Origin of the sequence: Paraburkholderia fungorum, from assembly GCF_046026025.1 — a bacterium.
In the GTDB taxonomy this organism is placed as follows: domain Bacteria; phylum Pseudomonadota; class Gammaproteobacteria; order Burkholderiales; family Burkholderiaceae; genus Paraburkholderia; species Paraburkholderia fungorum_E.
Map to the genome: position 1 here is coordinate 70,360 of NZ_JAQQFL010000035.1, position 15,036 is coordinate 85,395.

Genomic DNA, 15,036 nt, shown 5'->3' on the forward strand with positions numbered 1-15,036 from the left:
GATGCAGTTTGAGTATTGGGCTTGTCCGCGCCGACCGAATTTTGAGCCGGGGTGGAGGCCGGTCTAAAGTAGCACCGGTTGTGGATAAGTGTATGGGTTTCCGGGTTGGTTGTCCTCCTTCGGATGAGGATGCGTTGCGCAGAGGAAGCTGCGAATCGGGGGCCAGCCGAAAGTCTGCGACCGCGGCAACCGTTATCCGTCAACCGGTGCAGCATTTCCTGTTTGATCGCAATCGGTGTGGTCAGGCAGCCAGCACACCATGCCGGATCGAATAACGGATCAATTCTGAATGGTTTGTTATGCAGAGCTTTTGCATCAGTCGCATATTGTGCGTGCTGACCGTCTTTGCGCTCAGTGCAAAGGTTTCGGCGATTTCGTTGATACGCTTACCATCCGCCAGCATCTGGAGCACCTGAAATTCCCGACCGGATAACAGTTCACGGGCCGGTGCGTCACTGGGTTTCGGGTCGAAGACGAGCGCGTCGACAAGGCGCGGATCGACAAACCGGCCTCCGCTTGCGAGCTTCCGGATTGCACTGAGCAGGATCTCCGGATCGGCGTCCTTGGTGACATAGCCCGTCGCGCCCGCGCGCAGCGCCCGGGCAGCGACGGCTGCTTCCTTGCCCTCGCCAAGCAGCAGAATGGGCAGCGTTCGCGATTCGATCCGTATCTGATGGATCAGGTCAACGCCGGTGATATCGGGCATCGACATGTCGAGGAGCAGCAGATCGAATTCGCGCATACGCAATAGATCGAGTACCGCCGTGCCTTGCGCTGCCTCCGCAGATACCACGATCCCCGCCGTTGTCGCGATGAGGTGCCTGAGGCCGGCCCGCACAACAGGATGGTCATCGGCAATCAGAACATGAACCATGGCGATCTACCTTAAATCCGGCGAGTGTCTGTTGCGGGCGGCAGTCCGCACAGGCCGTATAACCTGCAACCTGACCGCGCCCTCGCGTCATCCACGCGACTCGACCTGTTCGTGGCTCCCCTTCGGGCCGAGCTACCACGGCCTTTCACGGCCCGCGAGCAGCCCGCCGATGCCTGCCGCCGGGTCCGCTCTTTCGGCAACCCTCAGCCACACCTGGCCGTCGCATCGTGCGCAGATGGCCAGCTCCCGCGCGTGCGAGGCATCCGGCCGTAACACCGTCGCACGGTGTCCACACGCAGTGCACGCATAGGTGTAACGCACTTCAGTGAGTGTCTCCATCAACGGTCTCCTCATCGCGTCCTGTACGTAACCCTGAAGCGCCGGTAGAGACAGTTGAGATCGACGACGCACTCACACCATTGTTTGCTTTCTTTACAGAAGCCTGCGGCCCACTCTTCGGAACGCGCCCGGTTCGTTCATTGACAACACGGCAGATGTCAACTGCCAGGTCGTTGTCCCCGGCGAACCGCATCACAAACTCAAATGCGTCCGGGCAGACGCGTTGCAACTCGCGCGCGACGCGCAGGCATTTAAGGTCCTGCTCCATAACCGGCATCGCAAGGCGCGTGCAGGTCAAATGAATGCCGGTGCCTCGTTCCCCAACGAACAGCGTGATGACCCCGGTCAAGCGTTCGGCCCAATCGCCAGGCCTGAACAGCTTGCGTTGCGACGTCACGCCGCGGATCAGGTAATGGTCAATGCCATCGTCAGTCATGTTGGCGGAATCACTGGCGCATGCGCCATCAGGTAGGGGGTGGGATGTTTTTGTTCGGGCAGTTTGTCCGATGCCGCGTTCGACGTGAGAATGCCGGCCTCGAAAGTCATTCTTCCGATTGCACGGTCACCTGTGAATGCAGAAGGGGGCTTCCCTATCGATGATCCGATTCTACGAACCTGATTCCTTCTGACGGCTTTCACCAGTGGTGATTTTCAGTGGGGGTTTTCCACGATGGCATCATGCACTCTAGGATCAGGCGAAAAGAGATCGACGCAAACCATAACCTGGCCGGGCTTTCGCGCCTGCGACGGCTCGTCTCATGGAAATCCCCTAATAAAAAGGCTTTGCCGTGAAAGCCGAGAGAAGGATTCGCTCTTCCATAATCCCGCCATCGATGCAGACGGGCAGCAATTCGCCGCCGACAATAACGGAGACTATCGATGCAACCGAAATTCATGGCGTTTCGTCATATCGCTGTCGCTTCCAGCCTGCTGTTTGGTCTTGCCTCGCAGCACGCGATGGCTGCCGATAGCGGGAAGATCACGATCATGGTCGGGGGGATCACGAAGCTGATCTATCTGCCGGCGCGCCTGACGGAGCAACTCGGCTATTTCAAGGACGAAGGGCTCGATGTCGAACTGCTGTCGCAGCCTGCCGGTGTGGACGCAGAGAACGAACTGCTGGCCGGCGCGGTCCAGGCTGTCGTGGGGTTCTACGACCACACGATCGATCTGCAAACCAAAGGTAAGGATGTCAAAGCGATTGTCGTGTTCGGCCAGGTGCCGGGTGAGGTCGAGATGGTCTCGACCAAAGCGGCCGATACGGTCAAATCGATGGCCGACGTCAAGGGCAAGACGCTCGGCGTGACGGGCCTGGGTTCGTCGACCAGCTTCCTTACGCAATACCTCGCCGGACAGCACGGCATCCAGTCGGCCGAATACACGATGCTACCGGTGGGCGCTGATGCCAGCTTCATCGCAGCGATCAAACAGAACCGTATCGACGCTGGCATGACCACGGAGCCCACGGTGTCGGCATTGCTGAAATCCGGCGAGGCGAAAGTGCTCGTGGACATGCGCTCGGTCGAGGGCACGAAGGCGGCGCTCGGTGGCACCTACCCCGCATCGAGTCTCTACGTGCAGGCCGCGTGGGCCGATTCGCACAAGGCTGAAGCCGCCAAGCTCGCGCATGCCTTCGTTCGCACGATGCAATTCATCCACACGCATAGCGCCGAGGAAATCGCGGCGAAGATGCCCGATGACTATCAGAAAGACAAGTCGCTCTACGTGAGCGCGCTGAAGGCGTCGCTGCCGATGTACACCGTCGACGGCAAGATGCCAGCTGATGGTCCGGCGACCGTACTCAAGGTGTTGGCGGCGTTCAACCCGTCGGTCAAGGGCAAGCATATTGAATTGGGCAAAACCTACACTAACGAGTTTGTCAGCTCAAAATAGGTCGCTGGCGCCCAGAGCGTTTGTGCAACGGGCGTCGTCCGACTCCGTTGCGCTCGCGGTGCCGCCGTCGTGGCACCACTTATTTCCATGGATGTACTGAATGAACCACGCTGTTACCAAGGATGCCCCCGTCATCGAGTTTCGCTCGGTGTCATGTCGTTTTATCAGCCCCGATGGCAAGGCGACAGTCGCGTTGCGCAACTTCAGCATGGCCGTCGCCAAAGGCGAGTTCGTCGCGGTGGTGGGACCGACCGGTTGTGGCAAATCGACCACGCTCAGCATGATCACCGGGCTGCTCAAGCCGACTACCGGGGAAGTGCGGGTGATGGGCGCACCGGTTGATGGCATCGATCCGCGCATCGGCTTCGTGTTTCAGGCCGACGCGGTGTTCCCGTGGCGCTCGGTACTCGATAACGTCGCGGCTGGCCCGCTGTATCGCGGCCGCTCGAAGTCCGCCGCGCACGACGAGGCGAATGAATGGCTGCGCCGCGTCGGGCTGGAGAAGTTTGGCAAGCACTATCCGCATCAACTGTCGGGCGGCATGCGCAAGCGCGTCGCGCTCGCGCAGACTTTCATCAACAAGCCGGAAATCCTGCTGATGGATGAGCCGTTCTCCGCGCTCGACATGCAGACGCGCACGCTGATGCAGGACGAATTGTTGCAGTTGTGGTCGGCCAATGCAGGCTCGGTGGTGTTCGTCACCCACGACCTCGAAGAAGCCATTGCGCTGGCCGACCGGGTGTTCGTGCTGAGCGCGCGGCCCGCGACGCTGAAAAAGGTCTATGAGATCGATCTGCCGAGGCCGCGCGTGACGTCGGAGGTTCGCTACGATCCGCGCTTTATCGAGATTTCGCGCGATATCTGGCGCGATCTGCGTGAAGAAGTACAGATCGCATGACACAAACCCAGGTTAGAAATACACTCATGGCAACTTCTGAATACATGGCCGAAGCCGGCATCGATGCTACCTCGTTGGCCGCAGTTGAGCGAATTGCACAGCGACGGTTGCGCCAACGACACGCGCTGATCATCGGCCTGCGTGTCCTGGTACTGGTGGTTGTGCTCGGCGGATGGGAGATCGGTGGGCGGACCAAATGGATCGATCCATTCTTCTTCTCGATGCCGTCGCTGATCTTCCAGCAGATCGTGGACTGGTTCGTCAACGGCACGTCACAGGGCCCGCTGCTTGTGCAGGTCTGGGTCACGCTTGAGGAAACATTCCTTGGGTTTCTGATCGGGTCGGTTGGCGGCATTGTCTGCGGCGTTGTACTCGGCCGCAACAAACTGCTCTCCGACGTGTTCAGCCTCTACATCCAGATCGCGAATTCAATTCCCCGCGTTGTCCTCGGCTCAGTGTTTGTCATTGCGCTTGGCCTCGGCATGGCGTCGAAGGTGGCACTGGCCGTCGTGATGGTCTTTTTCGTCGTCTTCGGCAACGCCTTCCAGGGCGTACGGGAAGCTGACCGCTACATGATCGCGAATGCGCAGATCCTGGGCGCATCGAAGCGTCAACTGACCACCTCAGTCGTGATTCCTTCCGCACTGTCGTGGATTCTCGCCAGCCTGCACGTGAGCTTCGGCTTCGCCCTGGTTGGCGCGGTGGTGGGCGAGTTTCTCGGCTCCAAACAGGGCATTGGCCTGCTGATCTCGACCGCGCAGGGCGCATTTAACGCCAGTGGCGTGTTTGCAGCGATGATCGTGCTCGCAGTGGTTGCGCTTACGGCGGACTATCTGCTTACCACGCTGGAAAAGCGCCTGCTGAAATGGAGACCTGCTGCGTTCTGAGCGTCAGCAGGCGGAAGGCTGCGCTTGCGATGAGTCAGGAGAAGGAAAGGAAACGGCCAGTGCCGATCGCAGTTACGGCACGCGCGTAACGCGTCCGGGAGTCAACGATGATGCATAGCCTGCGTGCACGCCTGCTCGGTTGGCTGCTGGTTCCGGTCGCCGTGTTTGTACTCGTCACCGGCCAGATGTCCTATGACGCGGCGCGCGAGACTGCGGGCCTTCTGCAGGACAACGCATTGCTCGCCTCTGCGCGCATCATCGGCGAGGAAGTGGATTGGGAAAATGGCGTGCTGGTTGCCAGGGTTCCCCCTGCGGCGCTCGAGATGTTCGAGTCGCCTGACCAGGATCAGGTGTTCTACAGGGTCGTAAAGGGTCGCGCAGGCCTGCTGGGAGGCAATCCCGGACTGACTCTGCCCACGCATGCAACGCCGCGCCCCGTGTTTTACGAGACGACGCTTGATGGTCGGCCCATTCGGGCGGTCGCCTATGAGCGGGAGCTATACGACTCGGGCGCAACTGAGCCGGTCACGGTTATTGTTGGCAAGACGCAGGCATCTTATCGGGCCATGCTGGAAAACCTGTGGCGTCCCCAGTTAGTCCGGCAGGGACTGATGCTGGCGCTGGTGGTAGCACTTGTCCTGCTCGGGCTGACCTTTGAATTACGACCGCTCATCAGACTGAAAGACGACGTCGCCGATCGCGACGCGTGGCAACTGGAGCCTGTCCGGATCGAGCGCCTGCCTTCCGAGTTGCGCCCTGTCGTCGACGCGATCAATCAGTGCATCGCGCGCCTGAAACTGCATGCGACGACACAGCGCAAATTCATTGCGGACGCCGCGCACCAGTTGCGTACCCCCCTCGCGCTGCTGGGGGCACAGATCGAGTGCGCCCGGCCGTGCGGCCATTGCGGACCGCTGCTCACCGAAGCGCTGGCGGGAATACGTCGCAGCAGTGGGAAGATGACCGAAATGACCAACCAGCTGCTGCTACTGGCCCAGGCCGAATCGTCACCGCCTGGCCGCATACCGGTCAGGGTCGACCTGGCCGCTGTCGTGTCGTGCGTACTGGAAGAACTCGTGGTGGCCGCACAGCGACGCCAGATCGATCTTGGCGCGGAGCTCACCGGGACGGTATCCGTCACAGGTAGCGAAACCCTGTTGACGGCGCTCGTGACGAATCTGGTCGATAACGCGATCCGTTACACGCAGGAGGGCGGAAGGGTTACCGCTACGTGCCGGGAGGAAGGCGACGAAGTTGTACTTCAGGTTATCGATAACGGTCCCGGCATTCCGGCCGAGGCGCGTGCCCATGTGTTCGAACGTTTTTATCGCGGAGGGACTGACGTCGAGGGAACGGGTCTGGGCCTGTCGATCGTGCGCGAAATCGCGCATTCGCACGGTGGAACGGTTGCATTCAGGCCGCACGCGGAGCAGGTGGGCCTCGTCGTCACGGTCCGCTTGCCGATATGGCGTGATTGAGAAAAATGCGATGAAGCTGCTACTGGTGGAAGACAATATCGAGCTTGCGCACTGGATTATCAATCTGTTGCGCCAGGAGAACTTCGCGGTCGACTGTGCACCTGACGGTGAACGCGCGGACGGAATGCTGACGACGCAGCGCTATGACGTGGTGCTGCTTGACCTCCGGTTGCCACGAATGGACGGCAAGGAGGTACTGGCCCGACTGCGCCGCCGTGGCGACACGGTGCCGGTGTTGATGCTGACGGCACATGGTTCAACCGAGGACAAGGTTGATTGTTTCAGTGCGGGTGCCGACGACTATGTTGTCAAACCGTTCGACGCACGGGAGCTGGTCGCGCGTATCAAGGCGCTGATCCGCCGGCAATCGGGTGGTATGTCTTCGCGTCTCACGTGTGGCGATCTGCACTACCTATCCGATACGCGAGAGTTCAGTCACCGGGACGCACCGCTGACGTTGCGGCGTCGCGAGCACACCGTCCTCGAAACGCTGATGTTGCGACAGGGCAAGACGGTCTCGAAGGCCATGCTGATGGAAAGCGTGTTCGCTCTGGACGACGAACCGAGTGCGGACGCCATCGATATCTATATCCACCGCTTGCGCAAACATCTCGTGCACTCCAGCGCACAGATCATGACGCTGCGGGGCCTGGGCTACATCTTGCGGCAGAGGGATCCCGGATAATGGGTAAAGGTGTTGTTACGTATATCAGTGAATGCACTTAGTTGTACAAAGGATACGGGAAAGGAGCGTGAAGGATTGAGGTAACTAGGATTGCGCTCATTGACTGATCGGGACCGTCATCCCGATGTCCGGATCGCAGTATGCAGCGGGCAACCAGAAAAATATTTCAACGCAGTAATCAGAGGAGATGACCTTGAAGCAAAAATACCTAACCCTGGCCGTCGCGGCAGGCGCCCTGGCGTCGAGCGGCGCACACGCCCAATCGAGTGTTCAGCTTTATGGCCTGATGGATCTGAGCGTGCCGACCTATCAGTCGCACGCGAATGCGAACGGTGATCATGTGATCGGTATGGGAATTGGCGGCGAACCGTGGTTCAGCGGCAGCCGTTGGGGCCTGAAGGGCGCCGAAGATATTGGCGCGGGTTCGAAGATCATTTTCCGGCTTGAGAGCGAATACGTTGTCGCCAACGGCCAGATGGAAGATCCGGGCCAGATCTTCGATCGCGACGCATGGGTCGGCATCGAGAACGACACGTTCGGCAAGATCACGGCAGGGTTTCAGAACACGATCGCGCGCGACGCATCGACGATCTATGGCGACCCGTACGGCTCCGCGCACCTGACGACGGAAGAGGGTGGCTGGACCAATTCGAATAACTTCAAACAGATGATTTTCTACGCGGCCAGCGCGACCGGCACACGCTATAACAATGGCGTTGCGTGGAAGAAACTGTTCAGCAATGGCCTCTTTGCCAGCGCTGGTTACGCATTCGGGAACTCAACGAGTTTCGGCTCCAACTCCAATTACCAGGCAGCGCTCGGGTACAACGGTGGCCCGTTCAACGTGTCGGGCTTCTATAGCCACGCGAATCGTGTCGGCTTCACGAACCAGTCATTCTCCGTGGGCGGCAACTACACGTTCGGCATTCTGCGCGCCAATGCGGGTTACTTCCGTTACCTGGGCAACCAGGGCGCGCTCGGTCAGCGGCAGGACAACGCGTGGACGGTGTCGCTCAAGCTGTCGCCCAAGGGGCCGTTCGACTACGAACTCGGCTATCAGCAGATGCGGGTGCACAACGCGGCATACAACGCCGACGGCGATATCCCGAACGCGAACATCGGTGCTTTCGATCCGACGTCGGGTCTCCACAACGGTTACAAGGAAACGCTGTACTGGTCGGCGTTCTATCACCTGTCCAAGCGGACTGAAGTGTATCTGGCCGGCGACTACATGAAGCTGCATGGCGGCTACACAGTCGGAAGCACGTTCGGCGCAACCAACCAGCTCGAACTGACCACGGGCGTGCGCACCCGCTTCTGATTCTGGTATCAGCTCCTCGCAGTAGTTCTTTTTGATCGGTTTCCTCCAATTTGCGGCGGCGGATGTATCCGCCTGCCGCTTTTTTTTGCTCAGCGGGCCGGGGAAGAAGACAACCATGTTCAGAGATACCACTATCCGAACAGCTTTGACAATCACCATTGCCGGTTATACAGCTGCGCTGATGCTTGTGATCGCAACCTCGATTGCGGGCCTGGCAACGGCCAACACGGCACTCGACAGGATGTACCGCGACGAGACGGCTGCACTGCGACACCTTTCAGCCAGCAGCGAAGCGCTTCTGCAGGTGCGGGTCGATCTCGGTGCGTACGAAACGCTCGTCGCGCAGGGCAGACCGACCGACGCAGTGCTCGCCCGGGTGCATGCCGGACAGACCAGCAGCGATCGCGAGCTGGCTGCCTATGCGGCGCACCCGCCTTCGAATGAGGTCGAGAGGAAGCTGGCCGATGTACTGCGCGCGAAGCGCGAGCAATTGATGAAGCAGGCACTTGCGCCTGAAACTACGGCGCTCGACCAGAACGATTTCATGTCGTTTCGCACGACGCAGCGGCAGGCGCCTGACACGCTTTTCAGTGACTACCGCAGCGCCGAGCTCGCGCTGGAGGATTTTCAGGCGGAGCAGCAAAAGGCGCGTTTTGCGTCAGCGCAACAGCATTTTCATATGCTGCTCTGGCTCTTCAGTGCGATCGGATCCGCTGCGATCGTGCTGGGTGTGTTCGCACGTTTCGCGTTGACGGCGTCGATCGTACGACCCATTGACGCCGCAATTCATCACTTCGAGCGTATCGCGGCTGGCGATCTGACAAGCGCGATCGATAAGCTGCGCGCCAACGAGATGGGCCGGTTGATGGGTGCGCTTGCGCGAATGCAGGCGGGGCTTGCTGCCGCCGTGGGGCAGGTGCGGCACGGGACGGCGGCGATCACACACGGCGCGCGCGAAATCGCGAGTGGCAATGGCGATCTGTCGACACGTACCGAGCAGCAGGCGGCGACTTTGGAGGAGACCGCATCGAGCATGGAAGAGTTGACTGCGACCGTCCGGCAAAACGCCGACAACGCGCGGCAGGCCAGCGCGCTCGCTGAAAACGCGTCGGAAGTCGCGGCACGCGGGGGCGACGTCGTCGGTCAGGTTGTCGATGTGATCGCGGACATGTCATCGAGTTCAAACCGGATTGTCGACATCATCGGCGCGATCGAGGGTATCGCGTTCCAGACCAACATCCTCGCGCTGAATGCAGCCGTTGAAGCTGCGCGTGCCGGCGAGGAGGGGCGTGGATTCGCGGTGGTCGCGGGCGAGGTCCGCGCGCTCGCGCAACGTTCGGCCGCTGCAGCGAAGGAAATCAGGGAGCTGATCGGAGATTCGGTTGCGAAAGTGAAGAACGGTGCCGACCTGGCGGCTCGCGCTGGCGACACAATGACCGAAATCGTCACAGCTGCCCGCAGCGTTACCGCGATCGTCAGCGAAATAAGTGTGGCCTCGGAAGAACAGTCGCGCGGCATCGATCAGATCAATCGCGCCGTGACGCAGATGGATAACGCGACCCAGCAGAACGCCGCACTGGTCGAGCAGGCCGCAGCGGCAGCTGCGTCGCTCGAAGAACAGGCGCGCGCACTTGACGATGCGGTGGCCGTGTTCCGGCTGGCTGAAACAGACATGTCGTCCCCCGTGGAACCCGGCAGGCAGAACTGGATGGCGTCCGGGCCACCGACCGTAGACGCATGACGGAAGCCCTCACAAGCGAACACTATCTGATCAGTGGCCTCACGCACCACCGGACAGGTTTCCGGTCGGGCGACGTGGGCATACCGCTGTGCCACGCGCGCCCACAGGGTTTCGGGATTCTCACTACCCGTCACACGAAACGGATCAAATCAAAACAATTCGTCAATCGCTCAACGCCACGAGCAGCTCCGGTACGACCGCCTTGGTGGACGCGAGTAGCGCCGACTGTGAAACGTTTTGAGGAGCGATGGTTTTGAATAGCCCTGATGCCATTCTGAAATCGCTGAAGACCCTTGTCACGTCGAACGGCAACGCCGTTTCCCGTTTCGGCGCACAGGTTGTGGTCATGAGCAAATTCATTGACGCCACGTTCCCACAGCTCACAGCGGCGCAATGCGCGGAGATCACAAAGTTATTCCGGCACGGCATTGAAGACACCATGTCCCTCATGGACGACATGCCGCTGCCCGCCGAATATCATTCAACGCTGCTGGAACAGACCAATAACCTGCTGAACGCGCTGCACAGGAAGAGCCGGGCCCACAGGTAGTCCTGCCCGGCCCATATCCCGCTGCTCCAGCATCAGCACCGGAGTCTCGAATCGATCACCGGTTCTGGCATAACGCCCCGTAGCCAGGACCATTTGGCGTGGTGTTCGCACCACGCCTCTTTTTCCAGCAACTAAAATTGGCCCGCTGATCAGGATACCGCCTGACGCCGCCGCGCTTTGATGTCCAGAATTAATTAAATATATAGGTATGCGAATCGATCTTGCAAACCGCGCGAACTGGCATTTTCACCAATGAGAAACACCGGTTCATGAAAGCAGAGAGAAGGGTTGGCTCAGATACGATGATCTCATACGAGCGGAAGCTGGGCCGGTACGAACTGTGGTCGCATCGTGTCCAACCAGGGCGACGAACAATGACGTTGTTCAGCAATATTTTGTCCGGATGGGTGCGAGTCCGACGTGGTTCAAAAACGGCTGTTTTGACGTTACAAGGACGAGAAGAATCAGTCCGCGTTTTGCCGGCGGAAACGGGCTTCCGGGAGAGCGGCGTTGCGCGGCGAACGCTGCGCAACGCTCAGGCCCGCAGAGGCTGAAGTGGACCGAATCCACGCAACGTCAGCCGGTGTTCGTGAGGCTGACCTCTCATCAACTCCCTTGGAGTCCTGCCGACTCGTTCAGCACGTCGATTGCGGATGAAGGGACGATGGCTGAAGACGAACTGCAGCAGCCCGAGCCAGGCCCGTCAGCCGTTGAGATGGCGACGGTTCGTCAGTCAGACGCGGACTCGCGAGTTGAGATTCTCGAGCATCGAGCTGCTGCGTGGCGTGTGCTTCATGGCGTCAAACACAGCGGTATAGACGCCGTGAAACTTGTCGCCCATGCGGGCAAACAGCTGGTTCCAGCCTCGCCAGAACGCGCCTGACGTTTCAGGCTTGCGATGATCATGCGCTCTTCAGGCTGAAGCTGTTGATACGTTCTTCTTTTTTGCATGTGCGCACCTTACAGGAGGAAGGTGTTGCACTTCAGTTTTGATTGCGCCCCTTCATTTAATCCACTACATGCCGATAACTTTCTCATCCCGTCGGCTGCAGCCCCAAACGGCCAGCGTGACGCTAATGAAAACACTGCAGGGAGTAGAGATATTGAAAAATCTGTCGATCAGATTACGTTTGCGCATGGCGGTCACCTTTCTTGCGGCGCTCGTAGTGACCTTGGGCGTCGTGGCGCTGGTCGGCATGCACGGGGCAGTGCTTAGTCTTCGCTCAGTGTACAGTGACGCGCTGGTCGGTGTCCGCCTGCTTGGCGACACCGAGATCCAGATCGGTCGCGCGCGTGCGGTAGTGCTGCGCGCACCGCTTGCCCCGACGCCCGACCTGGTTGTCGAGGACCTTACAAAGGGCCGCCGGTACTGGGCGGCCTCGGATGAGGCATGGCGCACGTATCTGGCGAGGCCGTCCGATGACGAGGCAACGCATCTCGCTGCGACCGTGTCAGACAGACGCAAGATTCTCGAGGAAGCGTTTACGACGTTTTCGAACATCGTCCACGACACCCGATCCACGGAGTATTACGCCGAAGCGACCCGCGTCGGGAAAGCATATACCGCCTTCGTTAACGCGAACGACGCGCTGAAGGCGCTGCTGAATGCGCGGGGCAGGCAGGCTTACGAAGACGCAGAAACTGGGTATGCAAGGCTCACTACAGTTGCGTATACGTTGATCATATTTGCACTCGCGTCGTCCTTTCTCACGGCATTGGCGTTGACCCGTGCGATCAACCACCCACTCGATGCGGTGCTGAAACATTTCACCGAAATGGCCGAAGGGGATCTTCGCCGCGAGGTGCTGGTCTCTTCGAACGACGAAATGGGGCGGTTGCTGCATGCGCTTGCGGACATGAAGTCGCGCCTCTCCGAGACAGTAGCGACTGTTCGATCGGGTGGTGAGACAATTACCGTTGCCGTCAGCGAGATCGCATCGGGCAACATGGATCTCTCTGCACGCACCGAGGAGCAGGCTGCGTCGCTTGAAGAGACAGCCGCGAGCATGACCGAGTTGACCGAGACGGTAAAGCAGAACGCTGACAATGCCCGGCAGGCGAATGTACTGGCGACAAAGGCCACGGACATGGCCGATACCGGTAACGACGCAGTTCAGGCCATGGTCGGGACAATTGGAAAGATCAGCAGTAGTTCAAGCAAGATTTCCGAAATCACCGGCGTCATTGAAGGCATTGCTTTCCAGACGAACATTCTGGCACTGAATGCTGCTGTTGAAGCTGCTCGTGCTGGTGAACAGGGACGCGGCTTCGCAGTGGTTGCCAGCGAGGTTCGCAGCCTGGCCCAGCGGTCCGCTACCGCCGCAAAGGAAATCAAGGACCTGATCGGCTCATCCGTAGCCGTGATTCAGGAAGGCTCGAAACAGGCGACAGAAGTTGAGGCCAACATGGGGCAGGTCAAACAGGCCATCAGGCAGGTTTCCGATATTGTCGGGGAAATCGCCGCCGCTTCTGAAGAACAAAGCCGCGGTATTGAGCAGGTAAGTCAGGCTGTTGGCCAGATGGACGAAGTAACGCAACAGAACGCTGCGCTCGTTGAGCAGGCAGCGGCAGCGGCTCAATCACTTGAAGGCCAGGCAGCGCATCTCAAGAATGCAGTTGCGGTGTTCAAGGTTGCCGATAGGGGGAATCTACGTCACGCATAGCAATGCCGTAACGCAAACATCTCGCGTCTGCCCCCACGATGCTCGCCACGCACCGGCGTTGTCACGTTAAATTGTTCGCGACATAGAATTGCGGGGGGGCGACCTCTTCGTTAGAGGCCGGGCGAATTCTGGGTGAGATCAGTGAAGCGATGGCAAGCGACGAGGCGTGCGCCGAGTTGTTTGCAATAGAGCGAAGCGCGCAATAAATGTCGCGTTAGCGCAAAGTGCTGCCGGATCGGACCGAAACTCGGGTGAGGTTCAAAAACGGCTGTTCTGGCATTACACTGATGAGCGGAATCAGTCCGCGTTTTGACGGCGGCAACGGGTATCGGGAAGAGGGTGTGGTTCAACCCGACGTTGCACATGGAGCACGGGTAGATAATGAGGCCCCGGGGTTTTACCGTGCCCGATTCATGACGCATTCTACCCGTGCTGCAACGACCTGACTGAGCGCCGATCAACGCAAAGCCATCGCGATTCAGGGGCTGGCGAAAGCGCTCCCGATCAGCACTCTGGCGGTCCACCGCAGCGTGAGCCGCCCACTCGCCTACCGGCAGCTTCGTCAGGCTAGCGCCGCACTCGCTGACGTCTTCTCGCCGGCCTGGACCGATGACGCCGGCGAGGTTCTCTTCATGCTGCCGGTCACCCAGCGATGGCTCGATCAGGTCATCCTTGCGCTCACGATGGTCGGTCACGTTGCGTTTCGCGGCACCATCGAACTCATGCGCGATCTGTTCGGTGTACCGACCAGCCTGGGCACCAATCACACGGTTCTCCAGCAGGCCGCCCAACGGGCCATCGCGGTCAACGCCGGCATCGATCGCTCACCCATCGACACCGGCCTGCATGATGAACTCTTTCAGGGACCGCAGCCCGTGCTCGCCGGCGTGGATGTCCTCTCGACTTCGTCGTCGCCGAACTGCTGCAACGTGAAGCGCAGGCCCCGCCCCGCATTGGCATACTGTGGCGTGCGCTGTAGAACCAGCGCTACGATCTTCTCGCGTTCGCCCGCGTGCTGGACGACCGTCTCGACGCCATTGCGCGCGCTGACGACGTGGCACTCGAACTTGTATGCGCGACCTGTGTGCTGCATCGCAAGCCCGGAACGTCGGCCGCATTCTGGCAAGGCCGGAGCGCTCTGTTTGCCCGCACGGGCCGCAAGTTTCATGGCGTCAGTGCCGCCGGCTCCGACGCCATGAAGCGCACGCCACACAGTAGCTCGATGGTGGAGAACCTGAACTCGCGGGTTCGTATCTGCGTGACCAATCGCCGGCATCTCAACGGCGGCCAGGTCTGGCTCGGGTTGTTGCAGTTTGTCCTCAACCATCGTCGCTTCGTACGCAGCCGGTACGCCGAACGCACCGGCAGGAGTCCGAGGGAATTGATGAGTGGTCAGTCTCACGAACACTGGCTGGCGCTCCTCCGGCTCGCGCCACTCCAGCCACTACAGGCCTGATCGTTGCGTGGCATTCGCCGCACGACGCCGCTCTTCCCGATACCCGTTTCCGCCGTCGCTCGCGGACTGATTCCGCTCGTCCGAGTAATGCCAGAACAGCCGTTTTTGAACCTCACCCACGAACGCAGAGCGCGGCGAAACAGGAACGCGGTTTACGGTCGGTCTACGTCATGCCACTTGACGCGTGGCTGACGGCGGCACGCGTCGCATCATGCAAGGGACGGATACCCTGGATCAGCGCTCGATACAAC

12 protein-coding genes and 2 pseudogenes are annotated in these 15,036 nt (G+C 59.9%); 10 read left to right on the plus strand and 4 right to left on the minus strand.

Annotated elements, in window-relative coordinates; translation table 11 throughout:
- Positions 1-241 precede the first annotated feature (241 nt).
- Together PQR67_RS30430 and PQR67_RS30435 are read right to left on the minus strand one after the other, a co-directional pair.
- Complete coding sequence (locus PQR67_RS30430) at positions 242-874, minus strand: response regulator (RefSeq protein ID WP_408466498.1); 633 nt, start codon at positions 872-874, stop codon at positions 242-244.
- Between the two features lie 493 nt (positions 875-1,367).
- Positions 1,368-1,649, minus strand: a pseudogene (locus tag PQR67_RS30435) (DUF3579 domain-containing protein); the annotation flags it as partial.
- A 443-nt stretch (positions 1,650-2,092) separates the two neighbouring features.
- On the opposite strand from PQR67_RS30435, the gene PQR67_RS30440 reads away from it, so the two are divergent.
- The 9 genes from PQR67_RS30440 (at position 2,093) to PQR67_RS30480 (ending at position 13,329) form a co-directional block, all read left to right on the plus strand.
- Complete coding sequence (locus tag PQR67_RS30440; RefSeq protein ID WP_408466499.1) at positions 2,093-3,106, plus strand: ABC transporter substrate-binding protein; 1,014 nt, start codon at positions 2,093-2,095, stop codon at positions 3,104-3,106.
- Between the two features lie 100 nt (positions 3,107-3,206).
- On the plus strand, positions 3,207-4,004 hold the full coding sequence (locus PQR67_RS30445) for an ABC transporter ATP-binding protein (protein ID WP_408466500.1): 798 nt from the start codon (positions 3,207-3,209) through the stop codon (positions 4,002-4,004).
- A gap of 44 nt (positions 4,005-4,048) precedes the next feature.
- Positions 4,049-4,891 (plus strand): ABC transporter permease, encoded by an 843-nt coding sequence (locus tag PQR67_RS30450; RefSeq protein ID WP_408466524.1) that lies wholly within the window; start codon positions 4,049-4,051, stop codon positions 4,889-4,891.
- A gap of 107 nt (positions 4,892-4,998) precedes the next feature.
- Complete coding sequence (locus PQR67_RS30455) at positions 4,999-6,369, plus strand: sensor histidine kinase N-terminal domain-containing protein (protein ID WP_408466501.1); 1,371 nt, start codon at positions 4,999-5,001, stop codon at positions 6,367-6,369.
- 10 nt (positions 6,370-6,379) lie between these two features.
- Entirely contained in the window at positions 6,380-7,054 is a 675-nt protein-coding gene (locus tag PQR67_RS30460) for a response regulator (protein WP_408466502.1), read from the plus strand.
- Between the two features lie 193 nt (positions 7,055-7,247).
- Positions 7,248-8,375 carry a porin gene (locus PQR67_RS30465; protein ID WP_494471410.1) on the plus strand — a complete coding sequence of 376 codons (1,128 nt, stop codon included), beginning with the start codon at positions 7,248-7,250 and terminating at the stop codon, positions 8,373-8,375.
- 115 nt (positions 8,376-8,490) lie between these two features.
- The gene (locus PQR67_RS30470; protein ID WP_408466504.1) at positions 8,491-10,116 is read left to right on the plus strand and encodes a methyl-accepting chemotaxis protein; all 1,626 of its coding nucleotides are present in this window, start codon (positions 8,491-8,493) and stop codon (positions 10,114-10,116) included.
- Positions 10,117-10,369: 253 nt separating this feature from the next.
- Positions 10,370-10,666 carry a hypothetical protein gene (locus PQR67_RS30475; RefSeq protein WP_408466505.1) on the plus strand — a complete coding sequence of 99 codons (297 nt, stop codon included), beginning with the start codon at positions 10,370-10,372 and terminating at the stop codon, positions 10,664-10,666.
- A 1,076-nt stretch (positions 10,667-11,742) separates the two neighbouring features.
- Complete coding sequence (locus PQR67_RS30480) at positions 11,743-13,329, plus strand: methyl-accepting chemotaxis protein (RefSeq protein ID WP_408466506.1); 1,587 nt, start codon at positions 11,743-11,745, stop codon at positions 13,327-13,329.
- Between the two features lie 110 nt (positions 13,330-13,439).
- Here PQR67_RS30480 and PQR67_RS38265 read toward each other — a convergent pair.
- Positions 13,440-13,577, minus strand: a pseudogene (locus tag PQR67_RS38265) (IS6 family transposase); the annotation flags it as partial.
- Between the two features lie 611 nt (positions 13,578-14,188).
- Positions 14,189-14,422, minus strand: a complete 234-nt coding sequence (locus PQR67_RS30490) for a hypothetical protein (protein WP_408466508.1) — start codon at positions 14,420-14,422, stop codon at positions 14,189-14,191.
- Between PQR67_RS30490 and PQR67_RS30495 the strand changes: the two genes are divergently transcribed.
- Positions 14,414-14,785, plus strand: coding sequence for a hypothetical protein (locus tag PQR67_RS30495; protein WP_408466509.1), 372 nt, complete (start codon positions 14,414-14,416; stop codon positions 14,783-14,785). The two genes, PQR67_RS30490 and PQR67_RS30495, sit on opposite strands and share 9 nt — an antisense overlap.
- Positions 14,786-15,036 lie beyond the last annotated feature (251 nt).